Origin of the sequence: Aeromonas sp. FDAARGOS 1418, from assembly GCF_019048585.1 — a bacterium.
Lineage (GTDB): Bacteria > Pseudomonadota > Gammaproteobacteria > Enterobacterales > Aeromonadaceae > Aeromonas > Aeromonas caviae.
On sequence record NZ_CP077387.1, the window covers coordinates 1,441,982 to 1,465,000 of the forward strand.

Annotated in this window: 22 protein-coding genes (1 of these 22 running past the window's edge); 13 read left to right on the top strand and 9 right to left on the bottom strand. The window is 60.7% G+C overall.

What is annotated here, in order from left to right; translation table 11 throughout:
* The first annotated feature begins 15 nt into the window (after positions 1-15).
* Together rplI and I6L48_RS07000 are read left to right on the top strand one after the other, a co-directional pair.
* Positions 16-462: a 50S ribosomal protein L9 gene (rplI, locus tag I6L48_RS06995; protein ID WP_010673120.1), complete on the top strand. Its 447-nt coding sequence runs from the start codon at positions 16-18 to the stop codon at positions 460-462.
* A 101-nt stretch (positions 463-563) separates the two neighbouring features.
* A complete protein-coding gene (locus I6L48_RS07000; RefSeq protein WP_041210971.1) occupies positions 564-1,307 on the top strand; it encodes a ferredoxin--NADP reductase in 744 nt (247 codons plus the stop codon).
* A gap of 54 nt (positions 1,308-1,361) precedes the next feature.
* On the opposite strand, the gene I6L48_RS07005 is transcribed toward I6L48_RS07000, so the two are convergent.
* Both I6L48_RS07005 and I6L48_RS07010 read right to left on the bottom strand, forming a co-directional pair.
* Positions 1,362-1,706, bottom strand: coding sequence for a hypothetical protein (locus tag I6L48_RS07005; protein ID WP_010673122.1), 345 nt, complete (start codon positions 1,704-1,706; stop codon positions 1,362-1,364).
* 25 nt (positions 1,707-1,731) lie between these two features.
* Positions 1,732-2,010, bottom strand: coding sequence for a hypothetical protein (locus tag I6L48_RS07010; RefSeq protein ID WP_053059839.1), 279 nt, complete (start codon positions 2,008-2,010; stop codon positions 1,732-1,734).
* 246 nt (positions 2,011-2,256) lie between these two features.
* Here I6L48_RS07010 and I6L48_RS07015 point away from each other — a divergent pair, with 246 nt between their 5' ends.
* On the top strand, positions 2,257-3,252 hold the full coding sequence (locus I6L48_RS07015; RefSeq protein WP_216987888.1) for a Preprotein translocase subunit SecY: 996 nt from the start codon (positions 2,257-2,259) through the stop codon (positions 3,250-3,252).
* 7 nt (positions 3,253-3,259) lie between these two features.
* On the opposite strand, the gene fos is transcribed toward I6L48_RS07015, so the two are convergent.
* On the bottom strand, positions 3,260-3,661 hold the full coding sequence (gene fos, locus I6L48_RS07020; RefSeq protein WP_039040005.1) for a fosfomycin resistance glutathione transferase: 402 nt from the start codon (positions 3,659-3,661) through the stop codon (positions 3,260-3,262).
* A 29-nt stretch (positions 3,662-3,690) separates the two neighbouring features.
* Entirely contained in the window at positions 3,691-3,858 is a 168-nt protein-coding gene (locus I6L48_RS07025) for a hypothetical protein (RefSeq protein WP_162540495.1), read from the bottom strand.
* A 56-nt stretch (positions 3,859-3,914) separates the two neighbouring features.
* On the opposite strand from I6L48_RS07025, the gene I6L48_RS07030 reads away from it, so the two are divergent.
* Genes I6L48_RS07030 through gshA form a run of 4 tightly spaced genes read left to right on the top strand, consistent with a single transcriptional unit; the run spans position 3,915 to position 9,819 of the window.
* Positions 3,915-4,889, top strand: coding sequence for an NADP-dependent oxidoreductase (locus I6L48_RS07030; RefSeq protein ID WP_216987889.1), 975 nt, complete (start codon positions 3,915-3,917; stop codon positions 4,887-4,889).
* Positions 4,886-5,323 (top strand): YqaA family protein, encoded by a 438-nt coding sequence (locus I6L48_RS07035; RefSeq protein ID WP_029313803.1) that lies wholly within the window; start codon positions 4,886-4,888, stop codon positions 5,321-5,323. The genes I6L48_RS07030 and I6L48_RS07035 overlap by 4 nt, the downstream gene beginning before the upstream one ends.
* 25 nt (positions 5,324-5,348) lie before the next feature.
* Complete coding sequence (locus I6L48_RS07040; protein WP_216987890.1) at positions 5,349-8,162, top strand: pitrilysin family protein; 2,814 nt, start codon at positions 5,349-5,351, stop codon at positions 8,160-8,162.
* Positions 8,163-8,220: 58 nt separating this feature from the next.
* The gene (gene gshA, locus I6L48_RS07045; RefSeq protein ID WP_113978522.1) at positions 8,221-9,819 is read left to right on the top strand and encodes a glutamate--cysteine ligase; all 1,599 of its coding nucleotides are present in this window, start codon (positions 8,221-8,223) and stop codon (positions 9,817-9,819) included.
* A gap of 118 nt (positions 9,820-9,937) precedes the next feature.
* On the opposite strand, the gene I6L48_RS07050 is transcribed toward gshA, so the two are convergent.
* Entirely contained in the window at positions 9,938-11,257 is a 1,320-nt protein-coding gene (locus I6L48_RS07050) for an anaerobic C4-dicarboxylate transporter (RefSeq protein ID WP_010673132.1), read from the bottom strand.
* 130 nt (positions 11,258-11,387) lie between these two features.
* Entirely contained in the window at positions 11,388-12,830 is a 1,443-nt protein-coding gene (gene aspA, locus I6L48_RS07055; RefSeq protein ID WP_010673133.1) for an aspartate ammonia-lyase, read from the bottom strand.
* A gap of 449 nt (positions 12,831-13,279) precedes the next feature.
* Between aspA and I6L48_RS07060 the strand changes: the two genes are divergently transcribed.
* Positions 13,280-13,759, top strand: coding sequence for an FxsA family protein (locus I6L48_RS07060; protein WP_039040009.1), 480 nt, complete (start codon positions 13,280-13,282; stop codon positions 13,757-13,759).
* Positions 13,760-13,781: 22 nt separating this feature from the next.
* Here I6L48_RS07060 and I6L48_RS07065 read toward each other — a convergent pair whose 3' ends face one another.
* Positions 13,782-15,116, bottom strand: coding sequence for an MATE family efflux transporter (locus tag I6L48_RS07065; protein ID WP_254203245.1), 1,335 nt, complete (start codon positions 15,114-15,116; stop codon positions 13,782-13,784).
* Between the two features lie 242 nt (positions 15,117-15,358).
* On the opposite strand from I6L48_RS07065, the gene I6L48_RS07070 reads away from it, so the two are divergent.
* The 5 genes from I6L48_RS07070 to I6L48_RS07090 all read left to right on the top strand — a co-directional run bounded on the left by I6L48_RS07070 (position 15,359) and on the right by I6L48_RS07090 (position 20,126).
* Positions 15,359-15,652, top strand: a complete 294-nt coding sequence (locus I6L48_RS07070) for a co-chaperone GroES (protein WP_005309514.1) — start codon at positions 15,359-15,361, stop codon at positions 15,650-15,652.
* Positions 15,653-15,695: 43 nt separating this feature from the next.
* A complete protein-coding gene (gene groL / locus I6L48_RS07075; protein WP_042864436.1) occupies positions 15,696-17,330 on the top strand; it encodes a chaperonin GroEL in 1,635 nt (544 codons plus the stop codon).
* 94 nt (positions 17,331-17,424) lie between these two features.
* Complete coding sequence (locus I6L48_RS07080) at positions 17,425-17,922, top strand: molybdopterin-binding oxidoreductase (protein ID WP_162726145.1); 498 nt, start codon at positions 17,425-17,427, stop codon at positions 17,920-17,922.
* Between the two features lie 25 nt (positions 17,923-17,947).
* Positions 17,948-19,879 carry a bifunctional diguanylate cyclase/phosphodiesterase gene (locus I6L48_RS07085; protein ID WP_039040011.1) on the top strand — a complete coding sequence of 644 codons (1,932 nt, stop codon included), beginning with the start codon at positions 17,948-17,950 and terminating at the stop codon, positions 19,877-19,879.
* 58 nt (positions 19,880-19,937) lie between these two features.
* Entirely contained in the window at positions 19,938-20,126 is a 189-nt protein-coding gene (locus I6L48_RS07090) for a hypothetical protein (protein WP_010673139.1), read from the top strand.
* A gap of 64 nt (positions 20,127-20,190) precedes the next feature.
* Here I6L48_RS07090 and rluA read toward each other — a convergent pair whose 3' ends face one another.
* Together rluA and rapA are read right to left on the bottom strand one after the other, a co-directional pair.
* Positions 20,191-20,847, bottom strand: coding sequence for a bifunctional tRNA pseudouridine(32) synthase/23S rRNA pseudouridine(746) synthase RluA (gene rluA, locus I6L48_RS07095; RefSeq protein ID WP_069784683.1), 657 nt, complete (start codon positions 20,845-20,847; stop codon positions 20,191-20,193).
* Between the two features lie 130 nt (positions 20,848-20,977).
* Positions 20,978-23,019, bottom strand: partial view of an RNA polymerase-associated protein RapA gene (rapA, locus tag I6L48_RS07100; RefSeq protein ID WP_113069619.1) — the 3' portion only. 826 nt of this gene lie beyond the right edge of the window; only the last 2,042 of its 2,868 coding nucleotides appear in the window; its start codon lies off the right edge, out of view; its stop codon occupies positions 20,978-20,980.

The window sequence follows — 23,019 nt, forward strand, 5'->3', positions numbered from 1 at the left end:
TATAGAGGAAAGGTAATGCAAGTTATCCTGCTCGATAAGATCGCCAAACTGGGCGGTCTGGGTGACCAAGTTTCCGTAAAAGCTGGTTATGCCCGTAACTACCTGATCCCGCAAGGCAAAGCTGTTATGGCCACCAAGGCCAACATCGAAGCCTTCGGTGCTCGTCGCGCTGAGCTGGAAGCCAAACTGGCTGCCAACAAGGCTGCTGCCGAAGAGCGCGCTGCCAAGCTGGGTGAGCTGGCTGCCGTTGTCATCGCCTCCAAGTCTGGCGACGAAGGCAAGCTGTTCGGTTCCATCGGTACCCGTGACGTGGCTGAAGCCATCACTGCTGCCGGCGTAGCCGTTGCCAAGAGCGAAGTCCGCATGGGCAACGTTCTGCGTAACACCGGTGAGTACGAAGTTGTTGTTCAGCTGCACGCTGACGTCAAAGCAACCGTACAAATCCAGGTTGTTGCTCTGTAATAGCGTTCCGCTCTTGCAGAAAAACCCGCGCACATGCGCGGGTTTTTTATTTTCAGATCAAGGGGTAAAGTGAAGGTCTGTTCCTCTGGAGGAGAACCTTTATGGCTGCCTGGGTTGAAGGTCGGGTCATCGAGCGCATCGAGTGGACACCCACCCTGCTCTCCCTGCGTGTGGAGGCGGAACTTGCCCCCTACAAGGCGGGTCAATTCACCAAGCTGGCCCTGGAGCAGGGCGAGCGTCGAGTCCAGCGTGCCTACTCCTTCGTCAATCCTCCCGGCACGCCCTATCACGAATTCTATCTGGTGGAGATCCCCGGCGGTGAACTGAGCCCCTCTCTCGGTTCCCTGCAGGTGGGCGACGGTCTGCTGGTGCAGTCCCAGGCCACCGGTTTTCTGACCCTGGATGAGATTCCCCCGGGACGGGACCTCTGGCTGCTCTCAACCGGCACCGCCATCGGCCCCTTCCTCGCCATGCTGGCCGAGGGACAGGTCTTCGACCGCTTCGAGCATCTGGTGCTGGTACACGGGGTGAGAAAAGGGGAAGAGCTCAGCTATCAGCCGCTTATCGCCAGTTTTGCCGAGCAGCATGGCGAGCGTTTTCGCTATGTTCCCTTCGTGAGTCGTGAGACCTGGCCGGGGGCGATGGCAGGGCGTATCCCGGCAGCCATCGTCGATGGCAGCTTGCAGGCGAGGGTGGGGCTGAACTTCTCCCCCGAGTTGAGCCAAGTGATGATCTGCGGCAACCCCGCCATGGTGAAAGAGACTCAGCAGACCCTGCTCGGGCTGGGGCTTGCCAAAAACCTGCGTCGCGCCCCCGGCAATATCAGCATGGAAAACTACTGGTAGGGGACATGACTCCAGGGGCCACAGGCCCCTCAACCATGTCCATGGGCATACTGGTCAGTGTTTTTGGTGGCCGTTGCCGCCGTGCTTGTTCCTGGGCTTGTCATGGCCCTGACCCGGGTTGTTGCCACTGTGAATGCTGCGGTTGTAATGGTCGCGGTATTTTCCATCCATGTTGTCGCAGTTGAGCTGGATGCGGCTGGTCCGGGTGCTGACATCCAGGCAGTTGTGCTGCCACCACTCGTACTCCTTGTCGTCCCAATCCAGGCTTACCCGGCCCTGGTCGGTGGAGATCCGGATGTCGTCATCGTGTTTGGAAGGGGGGGCAGCAAAGGCCATTCCCTGAACCAGAAGCAGGGAGAGCAGCAGTGCGCCGCGGGAAGTCATGGTCATGTGGGTCATCGTATCAAGGCTCCTGTCAGGGGGATCATTGATCCGGTTGCGTGCTGATCTGGTTGGTGCTGGGGGGCTGGTTGCGCTGCGTCTCGTCCTCCAGATTGAGGTTGGTCCTCTTGCAGTCGGCGGCGGCCGCGTCACCGCTCCCGAGATCGAAGCAGTTGCTCTGGGACCAGTCAAACTGCGTGTCATTCCAGTCCAGATTGAAGGTCAGCGCATCCACGGAGAAGGTCTGGCTCCCTTCGTCCTGTGCCAGGGCGCTACCGGTGATCAGAAAAAGAGAGAGCAACAAAGCCGTCGTTCTGTTCATGATGTCCTCGAGTCGTGTTCGGTGGAAATGAGTGTAATGCGGCGGGCTTAACCCGAGCATAACCGCAGATGTCCTTCAGGTACGGGGTCGATTGTAGTGTTTTTCTGCTGCCGATTTGCACGTTTTGGTCGCACTCTGGGCAGCTGATCGTCCATGGGCGGGAATTCGGGGATTTGCCCTTCTCTCCGGGGGAGTGGTGACTATAATCGGCAGCCAACTTTTCCTGCAGATGTTTCCCGCTTCATCATGACTACACAGGCTTGCGCCGCATTGCGTTACCCCAAGGGATGGTTCGCCCTCACGACTGTCTACAGTTTTACCGGGCTGGCCATTCTGGCTTCCATCGTCTTCTCCCTGCTGCTGTTTCTCTCCATCGACGAAAACCCCCTGATGAAGTGGCTGTTCGGCGGGCTGGCCATCATCTTCGAGCTGGGCAAGTTCTACGTCTGGTACGAGTACGGCGAGTGCAAGGCGAGGCGGGATCTGGGCGGCGCCTTCTGGTCGCTGCTGTTCTACAGCGTGCTGGCCGCCATCTCCATCGGGGGCAGTATCGGCGGCATCAACAGCGCCACCAACACCATCCTGAGCCAGCAGGCGCGTCACGAGCGGGAGATAGCCCGTTTCGACGAGCAGATAGCCAGCATAGAGCGGCAGATCCAGCTCAACGAAGAGGCGGCCCGCAAATACATCGAGATGGCGCGTATCTCGAGCGGCGTCAGCGGTCTGCAGCAGGCCAACACCAAGCTCAGGCTGCGTCAGGACGAGCTGCGCCAGGAGCGGGACGCCAAGCCGCTGGGGGAGCAGTCCTCCATGCTGGGGCTGATGAGCAGTCTGGCGGACGGGGTGGGCATGAGCATCGGCCAGGTGCAGTTCCTGCTGGTCTGCTTCCTGTCTATCCTGCTCGATGCGTTTGGTGCCTTTTTCGTCAGCCTGATCGGTGAGGAGAACCGCTTCCGCCGTCAATGGATGTGGCAACGGGAGAAGGCGCAAGCCGAGGCCCGGGTCGCAGTGCCGACCCCGGAGCCGTCAGCATTCAGCAGACCGGTGCCCGAGCCAGCCGTGGTCGCCCAGGTGCGCGGTGCGCTGGAGAGCGGCGAGCTCAAATGCAGCAAACGCAAGGTGGCTGAGGCATTGTCACTGTCTCTGGAGGAGGTGGACCGGGTGTTCCAGCATCTGCTGGCGCAGGGCGTGCTGGGGCAGGGCAGCAATCGTCACTACCATCTTCGTGCCGAGCAGGGGTAAATCCGGCTCAGTCGAACCAGATAAGACCCTCATAGGGTTGCTGTCTGAGGGAGGCGAGCCGGCTATCCAGGTTGCCTGCATGGATTTCCAGCCGGTGCCCGTCGGGATCCAGCAGATAGAGTGAATCCCCTTCGCTGCTGTTCTTCTTCCACTCCACGACGCCCGCCGCGCGCAGACGGGCGCAGAAGGCAGGAAACTGTTCAGGCGAGATGCCAAACGCGACATGGCTGTAATCTCTGGCCGGTTGGGGGGGATCGCAGGAGAGACAGAGCCAGAGATCGCCGAGGGTGAGATAGGCTCCCCGTGCCCATCTCACCCTGGGGCGACATCCCAGCAAGTCGACATAAAAGGCAACGCTGCTGTCGAGATCGCCGGTTGCCAGCGTGAGATGGTTCAGTCCATGCAGCATCTTCTCTTCTTCCCCCTTGTCCCCGAACCCTAGTGAGTGAGCACCATCATCAGGCAGAGGAAGGCGGCAAGCCCGCCGCCGATGCCGATGATCCAGTAAAAGCCCTTTGCCCCCTGTTTGAGCGGAATGCGGAAGTAGAGCAGAAACGCCCACCACCCCAGGGCCAGCAACAGAGGAATAAGAAACATTCGAGCCATGGTGTCCTCGCTGTTATTCTGTTGACCCTTGATCAATCAACAGGATGGATTGTGCAATGACGCAGCTACAGATTACCGCATTCGGCGACCCCTCGGTACTCAGGCTCAACCCTTCCCTGGACAAGGTGCCAGCCGACGGCGAAGTGCGGGTGCGCATCTGCTTTGCGGGGATCAACCCCATCGATGCCAAGACTCGGGCCGGTCTCGGCTGGGCGGCCGCCCAGAACAAGGACAACCTGCCCTGGACGCCGGGCTATGACGTCTCCGGTGTGGTGGAAAAGGTGGGGCCCGGCGTGACCTCCCTGGCCGAGGGGGATCTGGTGTGCGGCATGGTGGGTTTCCCCCTCGCCGCCGGTGCATATGCCGAATCCGTGGTGGCCCGCGAGGAGGAGCTGGTCAAGCTCGATGGGGTGAGCCTCAGGCAGGGAGCGGCCCTGCCGCTGGCGGGACTCACCGCCTGGCAGGGGCTGCTGGAGCACGGTGGCTTGCAGTCGGGGCAACGGGTACTGATCCTGGCCGGTGCCGGTGGCGTCGGCCATCTGGCGGTGCAGTTTGCCGCCGCCTATGGTGCCCACGTGGTTGCCACGGCAAGCGGCGACAATCACAGCTTCCTTCATAGTCTCGGGGCGAGCCGGATGGTGGATTACCACCAGGCCGGGTGGTGCACCGAGGCGATCACCGATGGTCCGTTCGATCTGGCGCTGGATCTGGTGGGGGGCGAGAGCGGCAAGGCGGCGCTGGCCTGCGTCAAGCCGGGCGGCCGTCTGGTGACGGTACCCACCATCACGGCCCAGCAGATCAAGGACGCGGGGGCCGAGCTCGGTGTCGAGGTTGTCGGCATGCTGGTCCATCCCGATCGAACGCAGCTGACCCAGATGCTGACGCTGCTTCGCCAGGGGGAGGTGAAGATCACCGTCTCCGGTGAATACACGCTGGCAGAAGGGGCGCTGGCCCATCAGGCCATCGAGCAGGGCCATGTGCGCGGCAAGCTGTTGCTGCGCATGTCCGCCGCAGACGGCCAGCCCGGATGATAGACTTCACCGGGATGGGGCTGGGAGGGCTGTTTCTGAGCGCCTTCACCTCCGCCACCCTGTTGCCCGGCAGCTCGGAAGTGCTGCTGGGCGCCATGGCGGTCAAAGGGGAGTGGAGCATGACCAGCCTGCTTTTCTGGGCGACGCTGGGCAATACCCTGGGTTCCATGACCACCTGGTGGCTCGGCTGGCTCGCCACCCACAAGAAAAAACCGGAAGATTTTCAAGGCCGTGGGGAACAAAAAGCCCTTGGTTGGCTCAAACGTCATGGCCACTGGTGTCTACTGCTTGCCTGGACGCCTGTGGTCGGCGATGGTCTCTGTCTGCTGGCTGGTTGGCTGCGCCTCTCCTTCTGGCGCTCCCTCATCTTGATCGGGCTCGGCAAATTGCTTCGTTATGCCCTGGTGTTTCTGCTGGCCAGTCAGATCTTCTAGCCCTTTTGTCACTCACGAGGTACCCGTGAACAAACTCATTCCATTAAGCATGCTGCTGGGCTTCTCCCTTCCCGTGCTGGCGGCCCCGACCCTGGTGTCCGAGCAGGTCAAACAAGAGGGCAAGCTCGGCATTCCCTATCAGATGTACAAGCTGGACAACGGTTTGACCGTGATCCTTGCCCCCGACCACTCCGATCCCCTGGTGCATCTGGACGTCACCTATCACGTCGGCTCCTCCCGGGAAACCGTGGGCAAGTCGGGCTTTGCTCACTTCTTCGAGCACATGATGTTCCAGGGCTCCAAGCACGTTGGTGATCAGGAACACATGCGGATCATCAACGAGGCGGGCGGTGACATGAACGGCACCACCAACAAGGACCGCACCAACTACTACGAAACCGTGCCTGCCAACCAGCTGGAGAAGGTGCTCTGGCTGGAGGCGGACCGCATGGGTTTCCTGCTCGATGCGGTGAGCCAGAAGAAGTTCGAGATCCAGCGCGCCACCGTCAAGAACGAACGGGCCCAGCGCATCGACAACCAGCCTTATGGCCTGGTGGGCGAGCGGGTGGGGGAGGCACTCTATCCGCGTACCCACCCCTACTCCTGGCAACCCATCGGTTATGTGGAGGATCTCGACCGGGTCGACGTCAACGACCTCAAGCAGTTCTTCCTGCGCTGGTATGGTCCCAACAACGCGACCCTGACCCTGGGCGGCGACTTTGATACCAAGCAGGCGCTGGCCTGGATTGAGCAGTACTTCGGTTCCATCCCGCGCGGTCCGGACGTGGCCGAACCGACGCCTCAGCCTGCCACCCTGCCGGCAACCCGCTACGTGACGCTGGAAGACAAGGTGCATCTGCCGCTCCTGTATATCAGCTACCCGACCGTCTCCCTGGGTGACCCGCAGGAGCCGGCGCTGGACATCTTTGCCGATGTGCTGGGGGGCTCTGCCAGCTCCATGCTCTACCAGTCCCTGGTGAAAACCGGCAAGGCCATCGAGGCGGGCGCCTCCCACTCCTGCGAAGAGCTGGCCTGCACCCTGACGGTCTATGCCTACCCCAATCCGGCGGCGGATGGCAGCCTCAAGACCCTCAAGAGCGAGGTGGACAAGGTGATCGGCGAGTTTGCCCAGCGCGGCATCAAGCCCGCGGATCTGGAGAAGGCCATCAGCAGCTATCGCGCGTCCGCCATCTGGGGACTCGACAGCATCGAGGGCAAGGTCAGCCAGCTTGCCATGGGGCAGGTGTTGGCCCGGGATCCCGACTATGTGTTCAAGAATCTGGATGCCATCGCCCGGGTCAAGGGGTCTGATGTCAAGGCTGCCTACGACAAGTTCATCCAGAACAAGCCTGCCGTGGTGCTGAGCGTGGTGCCCAAGGGCAAGAGCGACTGGCAGGCCGCGACCCCGAACTTCACTCCCGCCAAGCGTGAGCTGCCGGATTACAGCAAGCATGACAAGGTGCTGGCCGAGCGACCGGTGAAAGATGACTTCGATCGCAGCGTGCAGCCCAAGGCGGCCGATGCGGTGAGCGTCAAGGTGCCCGCCATCTGGCGTGGCAAGCTCGACAAGGGGATCGAGATCATCGGCACCCACAGCGACGAGATCCCGGCCGTCTCCATCATGATCGCCCTGCCGGGTGGCATCCGGGCCGAAGGCAAGGGAGAGCTGGGGCTGGCCAGCCTCACCGCCGCCATGCTGGAGCAGGGGACGACACGCCTCTCCGAGGCCGAGCTGAGCGACGAGCTGCAAAAACTCGGCGCCAGCATCAGCGTCTCCAGCGCCCAGTACAACAACCTCATCACCATCAGCAGTCTGGCGGACAAGCTGCCCGAAACCCTGGCGCTGGTGCGGGAAGTGCTGCTGCAACCCGGCCTGCGGGAAGCGGACTTCGAGCGGCTCAAGACCCAGATGCTGCAAGGCATGAAACAGAGCGAGCAGCAACCCGAGTGGCTGGCGGGTCAGGCGTTCCGCGAACTGGTCTATGGCAAGCAGAACCGCCTCGGCCAACCCTCTGACGGGGTGCTGGCGGACGTGGAGAAGCTGACCCTGGCGGATGTGAAGCGCTTCTATGAGGCCTATTACAATCCGACCAATGCCAAGGTGGTGGTGACAGGTGATGTGACTGCCCAGCAGGTGGAATCCGGTCTCGCCTTCCTGACCCAGTGGCAGGGAGCCGCCCCGACCCTGGGGGATCTCAAGCCAGGGGGAGAGCAGGCCAAGCCAGGCATCTATCTGGTGGACAAGCCGGGGGCCCCCCAGTCGGTGATCCGTATCGGCCGCCGCGCCATGCCGTTTGACACCACGGGAGACTATTTCATCGCCAACCTGATGAACTTCAACCTGGGTGGCAACTTCAACAGCCGCATCAACCTCAACCTGCGGGAAGACAAGGGCTACACCTATGGTGCCAGCTCGGGCTTCAAGGCCAACCGCGAGGCGGGTATCTTCGCGACCGGCGCCAATGTGCGCACCGATGCGACCGTGGATGCCATCCGCCAGTTCCTCAAGGAGATGGACGGCTACCGCAAGAGCGGGCCGACCCCGGTGGAGCTGGCCTACATGCGCAGCGCCGTCTCCCAGCAGGATGCGCTCTCCTACGAGACCCTGGGGCAGAAGGCTGGCTTCCTGCTGCAGATGATCATGTACGACCTGAAGCCGGACTATGTGCAGGCCCAGAACAACCTGATCAAAACGGTGTCACCCGAGACGCTGAAGGCCAGTGCAGCCCGCTGGCTGGATCCGGCCGAGATGGTGATTGTGGTGGTGGGAGACAAGCAAAAGCTTGAAAAACCCCTGAGCGAGCTTCATCTTCCCATCTATCCACTGCAACTGCCCTGAGGGGCGTCGCAACAATAAGTGCCGCCCCGGGTGGGGCGGCCACACATGAGCCGTGAATATGACTACTACTAGCTTGTCGCTCACCGAGTTGCTGGCTGCGCTGGGCACCCCGGAACGGGTGACCGCCCTCAAGGGGATCCGGCGCGGGATCGAGCGCGAATGTCTGCGCATCACCCCCGAAGGGACCCTGGCCCAGACCGATCACCCCAGAAGCCTGGGGTCGGCCCTGACCCATGCCAACATCACCACCGATTACTCCGAGAGCCTGCTGGAGTTCATCACGCCGGCCACCGACTCCATCGAGAGCCTGATCGAGCAGCTCGGCGACATTCACCGCCACACCATTCATCATCTGGGAGAGGAGCGGATCTGGCCCCTCTCCATGCCCTGCTTCGTCGGTGACGAGGAGAGCATCCGCCTGGCCCAGTACGGCAGTTCCAACATCGGGCGGATGAAGACCCTCTATCGCCAGGGGCTGAAGAACCGCTACGGCAGCCTGATGCAGGTGATCGCCGGGGTGCACTTCAACTTCTCCATGCCGGACAGCTTCTGGTGCGAGTGGCAGGATCTGGTGGGAGAAGGCTGCTGCAGCCAGCGCTTCATCTCCGACAAGTACATGGGGCTTATTCGCAACGTCTACCGCTTCGGCTGGCTGGTGCCCTATCTGTTCGGCGCGTCTCCGGCCATCTGCGACTCCTTCCTCAAGGGGCGCAAGAGCAGCCTGCCGTTCCAGAAGACCGGCAAGGGCACCCTTTACCTGCCCTATGCCACGGCTCTGCGCCTGTCCGATCTCGGTTACACCAACAGCGCCCAGGCGGGGCTCAAGATCAGTCATGACAGCCTGCCCGCCTATGTGAGCAGTCTGCGCCGGGCCATCAACACCCATGATCCCGACTTCGCCAGGATAGGGGTCAAGGTGAACGGCGAGTACCGCCAGCTCAACGACAACGTGCTGCAGCTGGAAAACGAGCTCTACGCGCCGATCCGCCCCAAGCGTACCCCCCGCAGCGGCGAGAAGCCCTCGGATGCGCTGGAGCAGCGCGGCATCGAATACATCGAGTTGCGCACGGTGGACGTCAATCCTTTCACCCCGTTCGGTATCGAGGTGGATCAGATCCGCTTCTTCGATCTCTTCCTGGTCTGGTGCCTGTTGCGCCCTTCCCCCGTGCTCTCGGATGACGAGGTTGCCCGCAACCGCCGCAACCAGAACAAGGTGGTGCTGGAGGGGCGTCGCCCCGGCCTGACGCTTGAAGATGAGCAGGGCAATGCCATCGGCCTCAAGGAGTACGGCCTCAAGCTGTTCGACGAGCTGGCCGAGGTCGCTGCGCTGCTGGATCGCTGCTGCGGTCGCAACCGCTATCGCGAGACGCTGGCGATGCACCGTGAGAAGCTGCTCGACCCCGAGCAGACCTACTCCGCCCGCCTGCTCAAGCAGTTGCTTTCAAGCGGCCAGGACAACGGCTGCTTCGGCGATGCGCTGGCGAGCCGCTACCGGGAAGAGATGCTGGCCGGCGAGCTACAGTACTGGGACGAGGCCTACTTTGCCGGCGAGGCACGGGACTCCCTGGCCAAGCAGCGGGAGCGGGAACGCAGTGACAGCCTGTCGTTCGACGACTTCCTGGCTGACTATTTCGGTACCCGCCAGACCACGGCCTGAGGATGCCGCCAAGATGACGAAAGCCGCTCCCGGGAGCGGCTTTTTCATGGGAGCCCGGTGGTGGCCGGGCATAAAAAAACGGCCCGTTCGGGCCGTTTTGCATGGGGTGGTTCATCGGTCAGAGGATGAGACCACCGAAGAAGAAGCCGAGCGCCACAGCCATGGCGATGGTGGCCACACCCGGGATGAAGAAGGGGTGGTTGAACACGGCCTTGCCGATGCGGGTGGAGCCGGTGTCGTCCATCTCGACCGCGGCCAGCAGGGTCGGGTAGGTCGGCAGCACGAACAGGGCGCTCACGGCGGCGAAGGAGGCGATGGCCGCCAGCGGGCTGACACCCAGTGCCAGGGCGGCAGGCATCAGGGCCTTGGTGGTGGCACCTTGCGAGTAGAGCAGCATGGAGGAGAAGAACAGCACCACGGCCAGCAGCCAGCTGTATTGGCTCAGCAGATCGCCGGCGAACGCCTGGATCTCGACCATGTTGCCCTTCACGAAGACGTTGCCCAGCCAGGCTACGCCCAGCACGCAGATACAGGCGGACATACCGGACTTGAAGGTCGGCATGTTGGTGATCTGGGCCGCGTCCAGTTTGCAGAACAGTACCATCAGGGTGGCGGCGGAGAGCATGATGCCCATGATGGCGCCATCGCGGGGGATCGGCGGATTGCTGATGAGGCCCACGTTGCCGGAGATGGCGGTGGCATAGGCCATCACGGCCACGATGGAGGCGACGAAGATGCCGACGGAGAGCTTGGCATAAGGCTTGATTTCAACCTGGCTGGTACCGCGCAGCTTGATGAGTCCCTTGGCTTTGCGCTCCAGATAGACTTCGTCCTGATCCAGCGGCTTGCCCAGCAGGTTGGCGATGAAGGCCCCCAGCAGACAGGCGATGAAGCTGGACGGGATGCAGATGGCCAGCAGGGTCAGGTAGTCGACGCCAAGCGGCTCCAGCATGCCGGAGAAGGCGACCACGGCCGCCGAGATGGGGGAGGCGGTGATGGCGATCTGGGAGGCGACGACCGCGATGGAGAGCGGACGGGACGGGCGAATGCCCTGCTCCTTGGCCACTTCGGCGATCACCGGCAGGGTGGAGAAGGCGGTGTGACCGGTACCGGCCAGCATGGTCATCAGGTAGGTGACGACCGGCGCGGCGAAGGTGATGTGCTTGGGATTCTTGCGCAGGGCTTTCTCGGCCAGGTGCACCAGATAATCCATCCCGCCAGCCAGCTGCATACAGGCAATGGCGCAGATGACGGACGCGATGATCATGATCACGTCCCACGGGAGATAGGTCACCAGCTGATCGCTCGGGATGGGCATGCCCAGCCCCCAGGTCAGTACCAGTACCCCAAGACCACCGGCAAAGCCGATACCTATGCTGCCTATCCGGGCCCCCAGATAGATAGCGGCGAGCACGACAAGTAACTCGATTCCAATCATAGCGAACACTCCATTTTCCAGTTTTTTTAGGTTTTATTAGGCTGAAAAGCCAATTCCCGATGGGGCTGTGGAGAGACCGCTCGGGAATTGACTTTAAATGGGCCGGGATAACCCCGGCCCATCTGCTCGCTTATACGGTGGCTTCGCGGGTGTAACGCTTGGCTTTGTATTGCGGGTTCATCAGGTTCTCGATGGAGAGGATCTCGTCCAGCTGTTCGGCGGTCAGCAGGCCGCGTTCCAGCACGACTTCGCGGACGTTCTTGCCGGTTTGGGCACAGATCTTGCCGACGATGTCGCCTTCATGGTGACCGATGAAGGGGTTCAGGTAGGTCACGATGCCGATGGAGTTCAGCACGTGGTTCATGCAGATGTCCGGGTTGGCGGTGATGCCTTCCACGCACTTCTCGCGCAGGGAGATGCAGGCTTTTTCCATCAGGCTCAGGGATTCGAACATGGCCTGACCGATCACCGGCTCCATGACGTTCAGCTGCAGCTGACCGGCCTCGGCAGCGAAGGTGATGGTGACGTCGTTGCCGAATACCTTGAAGCAGGACTGGTTGACCACTTCCGGAATGACCGGGTTGACCTTGGCCGGCATGATTGAGGAGCCAGCCTGCATTTCCGGCAGGTTGATCTCTTTGAGCGCGGTGCGCGGGCCGGAGGAGAGCAGACGCAGGTCATTACAGATCTTGGAGAGCTTCATGGCCAGACGCTTGACCGCACCGTGCAGCATCACATAGGCGCCGCAGTCGGAGGTCGCTTCGATGAGGTCCTCTGCCGGCACGTAGGCACGACCGGTGATCTCGGCCAGACGCTTGATGGCAAGACCTGAGTACTCGGGCGGAGTGTTCAGACCGGTACCGATGGCGGTGGCGCCCAGGTTCACTTCCAGCAGCAGCTCCTGGCAACGCTTGATGGATTTGATCTCTTCACGCAGGGTGACGGCGAAGGCGTGGAACTCCTGACCCAGAGTCATGGGCACGGCGTCCTGCAACTGGGTACGGCCCATTTTCAGGATATGTTTGAATTCCTTGGCTTTGACATCGAAGGCGGCGATGAGGGCTTCAAGAGCGTGCAGGGTGGTGTCGGTGCTGTTGACCACGGCCACGCGGAAACCGGTGGGGTAGGCATCGTTGGTGGACTGGCACTTGTTGACGTGATCGTTGGGGTTGATGACGTCGTAGCGACCCTTTTCAAGTCCCATCAGCTCGAGGGCGATGTTGGCCAGCACTTCGTTGGTGTTCATGTTGACGGAGGTACCGGCGCCGCCCTGATAGACATCGACCGGGAACTGATCGAAGCACTTGCCGGTGTTCAGCATCAGGTCGCAGGCTTCGACAATCTTGTCTGCGATCTCGGGACGGATGGTGCCCAGTTCACCGTTGGCCAGTGCAGCCGCCTTCTTGGTCAGGACCATGCCACGAACAAACTCGGGAACGTCAGAAATCTTCTGAGTGCTGATCTTGAAGTTTTCAACAGCGCGCAGGGTGTGCACGCCGTAGTAGAGGTCGTTGGAAACTTCTTTGGTGCCCAGCAGGTCTTCTTCAATGCGGACGTTCTTGATGTCGCTCATTGTTATGCCTCAGAAATCAAATAAATGGAAACGATCCTCACCGAGTGGTCGCGATTTCCCTACGCACATTTCATCCTGAAGCACCACACATCGGGTGGGGCAGTTGGGAGCCAGTTGCTCCCTGTGCAATGACTGGTGTTGATGTTACCCCAATTGAGGTATCCGGTATTAGACCTGGATCACTAAATTTGAGGCAACCTCAAATTTCTTGTGGTCATTAAACAGATATTGCAATCGGGCGATTAACTTTGACAGAACAACCACCTCAATCCCAGTTGGGCGGACAAATATTTATCCGTATTCCGGGGCCTGCGGCAGGAGAGGCTTGAAAAATGATCAACCAGCCCCATGTTAATGTCAGAAGACCTGAACCCGGCGCGTCAGCATCAGCGATGTGCGGCTGCCGACCGGACACCCCGGGTCCATTCATTCATCGCTCCGAGGTTGCTATGGGCAAGTTGTTACTGTTGTTGGTCGGGCTGGTATTGCTGGAGCTCACCGTCATGATCAAGGTGGGCTCCGTGATCGGGGCCTTGCCGACCGTTGGCTTGCTGGTGCTGACCGCCGTGCTGGGATCGTCGCTGGTGCGCAGCGAGGGGATCAAGACTCTGCTCACTGCCCAGCAGAAGATGCAGCTGGGGGAGATGCCCGGCCGCGAGGTGATGGGGGGCATGATGCTGGCGCTGGCGGGCTTGCTGCTGATTATCCCGGGATTTGTGAGCGATATTGTCGGCATCCTGCTGCTGCAGCCCTGGCTGCGCAACATGCTGGCCGACAAGCTGATTGGCAGCAATCAGTTCAGGATGCAGATGGGGGGCTTCCAGGCTCGCCAGCAGCCGTTCGAGCCGGGTCCCGGCGATGACAGGCCCGGACAATCCCCGCGAGGGGGTGGCAACACCATCGAAGGGGAGTTCGAACGCAAAGAGTAATCGCGAGCCTCGGGCTGTGCCGTCAGGATCTCCCCTGATGGCACAGCCGCTCGAATCTGTGGCGGGCATACCCCCATGCCAGCAATCCGGCGGCCAGGTTCGCCAGCAGCATCCCCAGATAGATCCCCTGTTCTCCCCCCAGTTTTGCCCCCAGCCAGGCCCCTGGCAGCAAGAAGACAAACAGTCTGATGCCGTTTATCAGCAGTGACACCGCCGATGCCCTGACGCCGTTGAGGGCAGAGGCCAGCAGCATCACCATGCCCTGAAAGCCGTAGCCAATGGGGACCAGATGCAGATAGAGCACGATGAGTCGCACGACTTGCGGATGATCGCTGAACAGATCGGCGATGAAGGGGGCGAGAAGCCAGGTCAGCGCGTAGACCCCAAGCTGGAACAGCAGGGCGAAGCGCATGCAGAGCAGCAGGGCGGCCTTGGCTCGGGCCGGATTCCCGGCGCCGCAGTTCTGCGAGATGAAGGGGGCCAGCACGGAAGAGAGCGCCATCATCACGATGAGCAGCAAGGCCTCGACCCGGGATGCCGCGCCGTAGGCGGCGACCACCTCGGTTCCGAGCCCGGCGAAAATGATCATCAACACGGCGTTGGCCAGTGGGTTGAGCATGTTGGTAAACGATGCGGGCACCGCCACATGGAGCAGGGCGCGCCAATGGGTCAGCAACTGCGGGCGCGGGGAGAGGCGCCAGCGCAGCAGGCCCTCGCGGTGGCGCAATATATAGAGGCTGACCAGCATGGCCATCAGCCAGGAGAGGGAAGTGGCGATGGCGGCTCCCCGAATGCCCCACTCGGGGAAGGGGCCCGGCCCGAAGATGAGCAGAGGATCCAGCACGCCGTTGACCAGACCGGCGACCCCCATCACCAGACTGGGGGTCTTGGTATCCCCCGTCGTCCGGATAGCCGCATTGCCGACCATGGGCACGACCAGCATGGGGACGGTCAGATGCCAGATGAGCATGTAGTCGTGGATGAGGGAGATGAGCTCGGCGCTGGCCCCCAGCAGGGTGAACAGAGGGGTAATGGTCAATGCCCCCAGCCCGGCGAGCAGACTCACCAGGATGACGGCAAGGAACAGGCAGTCTGTGGTGATGCGGGCTGCCTCGTCATGGCGACCCTGCCCCAGGGCATGACCGAGCAGAGCGCACAGGCCCGCCCCCAACCCCATGGTCAGGGAGGTGACGACAAAGGTGACCGGGAAGGTGAAACTGATGGCGGCCAGCGCCTGGGTACCCAGCATGCCGATGAAGAAGGTATCGACCAAGTTGAAGGCCAGGATGGCGATGATGCCCAGGATCATGGGGCCCGTCATGCGCAGCAGCATGGGGGTCATGGGAGCGGTCAGCATGGGATTGGGTCGGCTCAAGGCAGAGTCTCTAGGTGCTTTGGGCCTGAATGCTGGCCGTCTCCATCCGCCTTCCTGATTGGGGATGGGTGATCCATCGAAGGTGTTCATAGTACGTGAAAATATTTTTTTTGTATTTGCCCTTGAAGGGCTAGCCCTGTTGCCCCAGATCAGGGGCATGACAAATTTGGCCGATTGCGGCCATTCCTCAAGCAACACAGAGACTCATTTTGGGAGAGTTATCGATGAAAATTCGTCCACTGCACGACCGCGTCATCATCAAGCGCATCGAAGCTGAAGCCAAATCCGCTGGCGGCATCGTCTTGACTGGCACTGCGGCCCAGAAGTCCACCCGTGGTGAAGTTCTTGCCGTGGGGACTGGTCGAATTCTGGACAATGGGGATGTCAAAGCACTGGCCGTCAAGGTGGGTGACAAGGTGATCTTCAACGAAGGCTACGGCGTGAAGACCGAAAAGCTGGATGGTCAGGACGTACTGATCCTGTCCGAGACCGACATCCTGGCGATTGTCGAAGAGTAATCACCCTCCCTCTTTTCCTGAATTGATTTAAGGATTGAAGAACATGGCAGCTAAAGAAGTTAAGTTTGGCAACGAAGCTCGCATCAAAATGCTGGAAGGCGTCAACATCCTGGCCGATGCCGTCAAGGTGACCCTGGGCCCGAAAGGCCGCAACGTGGTGCTGGACAAGTCCTTCGGCGCCCCGACCATCACCAAGGATGGCGTCTCCGTTGCCCGTGAAATCGAACTGGAAGACAAGTTCCAGAACATGGGTGCCCAGATGGTCAAGGAAGTCGCTTCCAAGGCCAATGACGCCGCCGGTGACGGTACCACCACGGCCACCGTACTGGCTCAAGCCATCGTCAATGAAGGCCTGAAGGCCGTTGCCGCCGGCATGAATCCCATGGATCTGAAGCGTGGTATCGACAAGGCCGTTGTGGCTGCCGTTGCCGAGCTGCAAGCACTGTCCACTCCCTGTGCCGACAACAATGCCATCGCCCAGGTAGGCACCATCTCCGCCAACTCCGACGAGAAGGTCGGCAAGCTGATTGCCGAAGCCATGGACAAGGTCGGCCGTGACGGCGTCATCACCGTGGAAGACGGTCAGGGCTTGGAAGACGAGCTGGCGGTGGTAGAAGGCATGCAGTTCGACCGCGGCTACCTCTCCCCTTACTTCGTGAACAAGCCGGAAACCGGCTCCGTCGAACTGGATGACCCCTTCATCCTGCTGGTGGACAAGAAAGTCTCCAACATCCGCGAAATGCTGCCGGTGCTGGAAGGTGTGGCCAAGGCGGGCAAACCGCTGATCATCGTGGCCGAAGACGTGGAAGGCGAAGCGCTGGCGACCCTGGTGGTCAACACCATGCGTGGCATCGTGAAAGTGGCCGCCGTCAAGGCGCCGGGCTTCGGTGATCGCCGCAAGGCCATGCTGCAGGATATCGCCATCCTGACCGGTGGTACCGTGATCTCCGAAGAAGTGGGCATGGAGCTGGAAAAAGCGACCCTGGAAGATCTGGGCCGTGCCAAGCGCATCGTCATCACCAAAGAGAACACCACCATCATCGATGGCGTGGGTGATGCTGCCCTGATCGAAAGCCGCGTGGCCCAGATCCGTCAGCAGATCGAAGAGACCTCTTCCGATTACGACCGTGAGAAGCTGCAAGAGCGCGTGGCCAAGCTGGCCGGCGGTGTTGCCGTGATCAAGGTGGGTGCTGCCACTGAAGTTGAAATGAAAGAGAAGAAAGCCCGTGTTGACGATGCCCTGCACGCCACTCGCGCAGCTGTGGAAGAAGGCGTGGTTGCCGGTGGTGGTGTAGCGCTGGTGCGCGTTGCTGCCAAGCTGGCCTCCCTGCGTGGTGACAACGAAGACCAGAACGTCGGTATCAAGGTTGCCCTGCGCGCCATGGAAGCCCCGCTGCGTCAAATCGTCATCAACGCCGGCGAAGAAGCCTCCGTCATCGCCAATGCCGTGAAGAACGGTGAAGGCAACTACGGTTACAACGCCTACACCGAACAGTACGGCGACATGCTGGCCATGGGTATCCTGGATCCGACCAAGGTAACCCGTTCTGCCCTGCAGTTCGCCTCGTCCGTCGCTGGCCTGATGATCACCACAGAGTGCATGATCTCCGAGCTGCCGAAGAAAGATGCACCTGCCATGCCTGATATGGGTGGCATGGGCGGTATGGGTATGATGTAATCCCGTCAAGTCATCAAACGGCTCGCTTTTGCGGGCCGTTTTTTTTAGTGCTACTAAGCTGAAGTTGTTGATAGTGAAATGATCTGAGGTGAACATGCGATACTTAGGGCTTCTCCCGTTACTCCTTTCCCTGACCTTGCCGGGCATGGCGCAGGCGACACCACAAGGGCCGGTCATTCTCAAGGTGACGGGGAATCTGGACCCTGCCGATCCGGCAGATGGAGAGGTGCTGTTCGATATGGCCATGATCCAGGCACTGCCGCAGCATGAGGTGGTGACGAGCAATCCCTGGGTGGACAAACCGCACAAATACGTGGGGCCGAAACTGGCGGACGTGCTGACTGAGGTGAAGGCCAACGGCAAGAGCATCACGCTCACCGCCCTGAACAGTTTCCAGATCCGGATCAACTGGGATAAGGTCAAGCAATACGATCCTATTCTGGCCTGGCAGGATGACGGGATGACCATGCGGGTACGTGACAAGGGGCCGCTCTGGTTTATCCTGCCACTGGATCAGCATCCCGAACTCAGGCGTTCCGAGTTCACCGACATGATGATCTGGCAACTGAGTGCGATCGACATTCAGCAGTAAAAACGGTGGTTTACGGGAGTACTGGGTGAAAGCGAAGACCAGGGCCTGGCCCTTACTCGGCGTTCTTTATCTATCCATTCTGTTGTTCACGGGTAGCACCCTCTATTGCCTGGTGCAGATACAAAATGCTACCCGGGTGATGGAGAAGTATACCTATGACGTCTCCTGGGCATTGATGCAGTTGCAGCTCGAGCTGGGCCGCTTTCTCAATGCCGTCGAGATTTACCACTATGGCGGCATAGACCAGGAAGCCCTGCTGCTTCGCTATGACATTCTCTGGAGTCGTACCCCCATTCTCCTGAGCGGCCAATTGAGAAAAAGCCTCGCGGACAATCCGAAGACGCTGCGGCTGGTGAAACTGACTGAAAGCAGTATCCGCAAGCTGGAGCCTGATTTGGTCAAACTCAAACCGGGGACGCCGGATTACCAACAAGTCATGATGACACTGGCGCCCTTGCAGGAACCCCTCTCTTACTCTCTTGCTTCCGTCATGCAGAACAACATCAACGTCTATACGGGCAACGACGCGCGTTTTGGCCAGTTGCGCAATGCCCTGCTGTTCATGGTGTCGGGGCTGGTGGTGTCCGTCATTCTGCTCAGTGGCCTGCTGGTGCGAGAAGCCAGGCGCCATTTCAGGACCGCTAGGATCGATCCCCTCACCGGGCTCGCCAACCGGCTGGCGCTGCTGGAAAAGATGGATGCCTATGTCACCCGTGACACCTCCTTCGGACTGGTGCTGGTCGACATCAACGACTTTCGTGATATCAACAGCAAGTTTGGCTACAACACAGGGGACCTCCTGCTGCAAGAGGTGGCAAAGCGGCTGCGCGCCCTGTGCGAAAACGGGGAGTGGGTGGCACGTTTGGGGGGAGATCAGCTTGCCATGCTGCAACGGGAGGGGAGCGATCTTCGCCAGGTCAGGGAGCTCGTGGCCAGAGTGCTCCACTCCATCAAGCAAGACATCATCATCGACAACTACCCTTTCCGGCTTGAGGTCGGTATCGGTATCGCCTTCTTCCCGACCGACAGCAACCAGACCCAGGAGTTGCTCAGCCGGGCGGAGCAGGCCCTCTCTCACAGCCGCAAGACCCATGTTCCCTATGTCATCTATGACAGTTCCCTGCTCAACGAGACGGCCAGGCGCAAGCATCTTGCTTCCGACATGGTGATGGCGCTGGAGCACAATGCGCTCGAGCTCTATTACCAGCCCATCGTCAATCTTGAGAGCGGGCGCTGTGAAGCCGTGGAGGCACTGCTGCGCTGGCGCCATCCCGAGCTTGGCTTTATTCCCCCCAACGAGGTGATCCAGGTGGCGGAAGAGTTCCAGCTGGCTGAGAAACTGGGTGGTTGGGTATTGAATACCGCATGTGAGCAACTGCATCAGTGGCAGCACCTGGGTTTGGTGGACTTGCAGATGTGCGTGAATATCTCCCCGGGCATGTACCAGCGCAACCTCTTGAAGCTGGTGGCCAGAGCGCTGATGGAGCACCATATTCCCGCGTCCAGCCTGGTGCTGGAGGTGACGGAAGACACCACCATGCGCGAGGTCAAGAACTCGCTGCAGTTGATGCAGGATCTCAGCCAGCAGGGGGTACATCTGGCCCTTGACGACTTCGGCACCGGCTACTCCTCCCTCAGCTATCTGCAGAAGCTTCCGGTGAGCAAGGTAAAGATAGACAGGTCCTTCATTCAGGGTATCGACACCTCGATCGAGGCGGCCGAACTGGTCGCCAACATCTGCCGTATGGGCTCCATGCTTGGCAAAAAACTGGTATGTGAAGGGATCGAGACCCAGGGGCAGCTCGATGTGCTGCGCTCATTGACCGACATACATCTGTATGGGCAGGGATATCTGTTCAGTCGCCCGGAGCATGCTGAAAAGGCCTATCAGACATTGCTGGAGATGGAAGAGCGCTGGTTGGCCCGGCGCTCGCCGGACAAGGCATATCTGCGTTGAACGATATGGCTCATGTCTCACCGGGCCCGGCCGATAGTCTCTTGGCAGGAGGTACACAATGGATATTTCTAGTTCTGCAAATGCGTCGTTCGGTTCTGCACTGATGGTGGCCAGCCTGGCCAAAAAGCAGCAGACCCAAGAAGGCGAATCCGCACTGAAACTGCTGGAAACAGCAGCGCAATCCGCTCCGGCAGCGCCGACATCGGCCAGCGCTTCCCTCGGAAGCAAGATCGATATCCGCGTCTGAGCGATAAAAAAGCCCCCATCTCTTGATGGGGGCTTTCTTTTTATTGGGCTGTTATCTGCCAGGCTCAGACCGGGAAAGGGGCCGGGGCCTCGAAGGTCATCCGCTCGCCGCTTCTGGGGTGGCTGATGGTCAGGCTGGCCGCATGCAGATAAAGGTGCGGTGCAGCCGCCAGCGCATCCGGGTTGGCGTAGAGGTTGTCACCGAGGATGGGGTGACCCAGCTCCAGCATGTGTACCCGCAACTGATGGGAGCGACCGGTAATCGGGGTCAGCTTGATCAGGCTGTTGCCGTTCTCCACCTTAAGTTTTTGCCACAGTGTCAGGGCATGACGCCCCTCCTCAAAATCCACCTTCTGCTTCGGCCGGTTGGGCCAGTCGACGCAGAGCGGCAGATCCACTTCGCCCGCATCCAGCGCCGGTTCACCCCACACCCAGGCGAGGTAGTGCTTCTCGGTCTCACGCTCTCGGAATTGCCGGCTCAGCTCCCGGTGGGAGTTGGGGTTGAGCGGGATCACCAGCACACCGGTGGTCGCCATGTCGAGGCGATGGGCTGCTGCCGCCTTGGGGTGCTGCTGCTTGACCCGATGCAGCACGCTGTCTTCATTCTCGGGGCCGCGCCCGGGGACGCTCAGCAGGCCAGTGGGCTTGTTGACCACCATGATGTCCTTGTCCTTGAACAGGATATCGAGCCAGGGTTCCAGGGGCGGGGAGTATACAAACATAGCGTCTCGCATCTTGGGTCAAAGCGGGGGCAAGCCCCCATCAGTTATGGGTTACCACGATAAAAGTGCATGGCATCCAGCTTGAACTGGGTCGGGTCGTTATCAACCAGATGATGCCTGCACCGTTTTATCAGTTATGGGTCACCACAATAAAGCGGATGGCATCCAGCTTGAGCTGGGTCTGGTCGATCAGGTGGTGCAATTCTGCCTGCAGATTGCGCAGATATTCCAGCTCGCTGTCGCGCACATTCGGGTTGACCGCCTTGAGTGCCTCCAGCCTGTCCAGATCCTGTTGCAGGGTCTGCGCCATCTGGGCACGGGCCTTGTCTACAATCCCGGCTTTCAGTTCGTTGGCAATGACCTCGCCCTTGCCAATCAGGCCGTGGATCACCGGCTGGGATGCGGTAACCAGCTTGCTGCCAAGGTGGCGGTTGACCGGTGTCAGCTGGCGGTTGAAGGCATCGAATGCCACCTTCTCTCCCAGATTCTGGCCGTTCTTGTCCATCAGAAGACGGATCGGCGTCGGCGGCATGAAACGGTAGAGCTGGGGATGAGCCGCGGACTCGGCAACGAAGATCAGCTCAAGCAGGATGGAGCCGACCGGCAGCGCCTTGTTCTTGAGCAGTGCGACCGAGGTGGCACCGATCTCGGAACCCAGGATCAGGTCGATACCGCCGCGCATCATGGGGTGATCCCAGGAGAGCAGCGCCATGTCATCCCGTGACAGGGCGGTGTTGCGATCGAAGGTGATGGTCATGCCGTCTTGCGGCAGGCCCGGGAAGCTCGGCACCAGCATGTGATCCCCGGGAGTCAGCACCAGAGCATTTTCACCACGATCATCCTGGTTGACGCCGATCTCGTCGAACATCTTGAGGGCGAAGGAGATCATGCCGGTGTCGTCATCTTCGGCGGCTAGCTTCTCGACCAGCTGCTGGGCGGTCTCGCCACCGCTGGAGTGGATTTCCAGCAGGCGATCGCGACCCTGTTCCAGTCTGGCCTTGAGCGGCTCGTGCAGTTCGCGGGTCTTGGCCAGCAGGGCGTCGAGGGGGCCCTGCTCGCTGGTGTTGGCGGCCAGCAGCTCGAACAGCTCGTCACGTACCGCTTCGAACACCGGGCGGGCCGTCGGGCAGGTCTGCTCGAATGCATCCAGACCATCGTGATACCAGAGCTGCAGGGCGCGCTGTGCAGTCCCTTCCAGATAGGGGACGTGGATCTCGACGGTATTCTGCTGACCGATACGGTCCAGTCGGCCGATACGCTGTTCCAGCAGATCCGGGTTGAGGGGCAGATCGAACAGCACCAGATGGCTGGCAAACTGGAAGTTGCGGCCTTCTGAGCCGATCTCGGAGCAGAGCAGCACCTGAGCGCCCCCCTCAGCTTGAGCGAAATAGGCGGAGGCCTTGTCCCGCTCGAGGATCGACATTCCTTCGTGGAACACGGCGCCACGGATCCCTTCACGGGTGCGCAGCGCCTCCTCCAGCGCGATGGCGGTGGCTGCTTCGGAGCAGATCACCAGCACCTTCTGCTGACGGGCGGAGAGCAGCAGCTCCAGCAACCATTCGACGCGCGGGTCGAACTGGGTCCAGGTAGCGTTGTCGCCTTCGAACTGCTGGAAGATCTTCTCGGGATAGAGGTAGCGCAGGGCACGGGTCTGCAGATCGCCGCCATTGCCACCCATCATGCCCATCACCTTGATGGCGGTCTTGTACTGCTCCGGCAGCGGCATGGGGTAGACGTTGAGGTGGCGCTCCGGGAAGCCCTGAATATTGGCGCGGCTGTTACGGAACAGCACCCGGCCGGTGCCATGCTGATCCAGCAGCTTGGCGACCGCCTGCTGACGGGCGGCCGCATCAGTGAGATCCAGCCCATCCAGCTGGCTGGCGAGGATCTGCCTGGCTTCATCGCTCAGGGTCTCGCCATCCAGCAGCTCTTGCGCGGCGCTGGCAACCTGACCATAGGCCTGCTCCTCGGCGAGGAAGGCGTCGTAGTCGTAGAAACGCTCGGGGTCGAGCAGGCGTAGACGGGCGAAGTGGCTCTGGTGGCCCAGCTGATCCGGGGTTGCGGTCAGCAGCAGCACGCCCGGCACCTGTTCGGCCAGCGCTTCCACCATTTCATAGGCACGGCTCGGCGCCTCTTCGCTCCACTCCAGATGGTGCGCTTCATCGACAACCA

What these genes read in the sequence shown, in the direction of transcription:
- rplI (WP_010673120.1), top strand. Translation starts at nt 16, where the DNA reads ATGCAAGTTATCCTGCTCGATAAGATCGCCAAACTGGGCGGTCTGGGT.
- I6L48_RS07000 (WP_041210971.1), top strand. Translation starts at nt 564, where the DNA reads ATGGCTGCCTGGGTTGAAGGTCGGGTCATCGAGCGCATCGAGTGGACA.
- I6L48_RS07005 (WP_010673122.1), bottom strand. Translation starts at nt 1,706, where the DNA reads ATGACCCACATGACCATGACTTCCCGCGGCGCACTGCTGCTCTCCCTG.
- I6L48_RS07010 (WP_053059839.1), bottom strand. Translation starts at nt 2,010, where the DNA reads ATGAACAGAACGACGGCTTTGTTGCTCTCTCTTTTTCTGATCACCGGT.
- I6L48_RS07015 (WP_216987888.1), top strand. Translation starts at nt 2,257, where the DNA reads ATGACTACACAGGCTTGCGCCGCATTGCGTTACCCCAAGGGATGGTTC.
- fos (WP_039040005.1), bottom strand. Translation starts at nt 3,661, where the DNA reads ATGCTGCATGGACTGAACCATCTCACGCTGGCAACCGGCGATCTCGAC.
- I6L48_RS07025 (WP_162540495.1), bottom strand. Translation starts at nt 3,858, where the DNA reads ATGGCTCGAATGTTTCTTATTCCTCTGTTGCTGGCCCTGGGGTGGTGG.
- I6L48_RS07030 (WP_216987889.1), top strand. Translation starts at nt 3,915, where the DNA reads ATGACGCAGCTACAGATTACCGCATTCGGCGACCCCTCGGTACTCAGG.
- I6L48_RS07035 (WP_029313803.1), top strand. Translation starts at nt 4,886, where the DNA reads ATGATAGACTTCACCGGGATGGGGCTGGGAGGGCTGTTTCTGAGCGCC.
- gshA (WP_113978522.1), top strand. Translation starts at nt 8,221, where the DNA reads ATGACTACTACTAGCTTGTCGCTCACCGAGTTGCTGGCTGCGCTGGGC.
- I6L48_RS07050 (WP_010673132.1), bottom strand. Translation starts at nt 11,257, where the DNA reads ATGATTGGAATCGAGTTACTTGTCGTGCTCGCCGCTATCTATCTGGGG.
- aspA (WP_010673133.1), bottom strand. Translation starts at nt 12,830, where the DNA reads ATGAGCGACATCAAGAACGTCCGCATTGAAGAAGACCTGCTGGGCACC.
- I6L48_RS07060 (WP_039040009.1), top strand. Translation starts at nt 13,280, where the DNA reads ATGGGCAAGTTGTTACTGTTGTTGGTCGGGCTGGTATTGCTGGAGCTC.
- I6L48_RS07065 (WP_254203245.1), bottom strand. Translation starts at nt 15,116, where the DNA reads ATGCTGACCGCTCCCATGACCCCCATGCTGCTGCGCATGACGGGCCCC.
- I6L48_RS07070 (WP_005309514.1), top strand. Translation starts at nt 15,359, where the DNA reads ATGAAAATTCGTCCACTGCACGACCGCGTCATCATCAAGCGCATCGAA.
- groL (WP_042864436.1), top strand. Translation starts at nt 15,696, where the DNA reads ATGGCAGCTAAAGAAGTTAAGTTTGGCAACGAAGCTCGCATCAAAATG.
- I6L48_RS07080 (WP_162726145.1), top strand. Translation starts at nt 17,425, where the DNA reads ATGCGATACTTAGGGCTTCTCCCGTTACTCCTTTCCCTGACCTTGCCG.
- I6L48_RS07090 (WP_010673139.1), top strand. Translation starts at nt 19,938, where the DNA reads ATGGATATTTCTAGTTCTGCAAATGCGTCGTTCGGTTCTGCACTGATG.
- rluA (WP_069784683.1), bottom strand. Translation starts at nt 20,847, where the DNA reads ATGTTTGTATACTCCCCGCCCCTGGAACCCTGGCTCGATATCCTGTTC.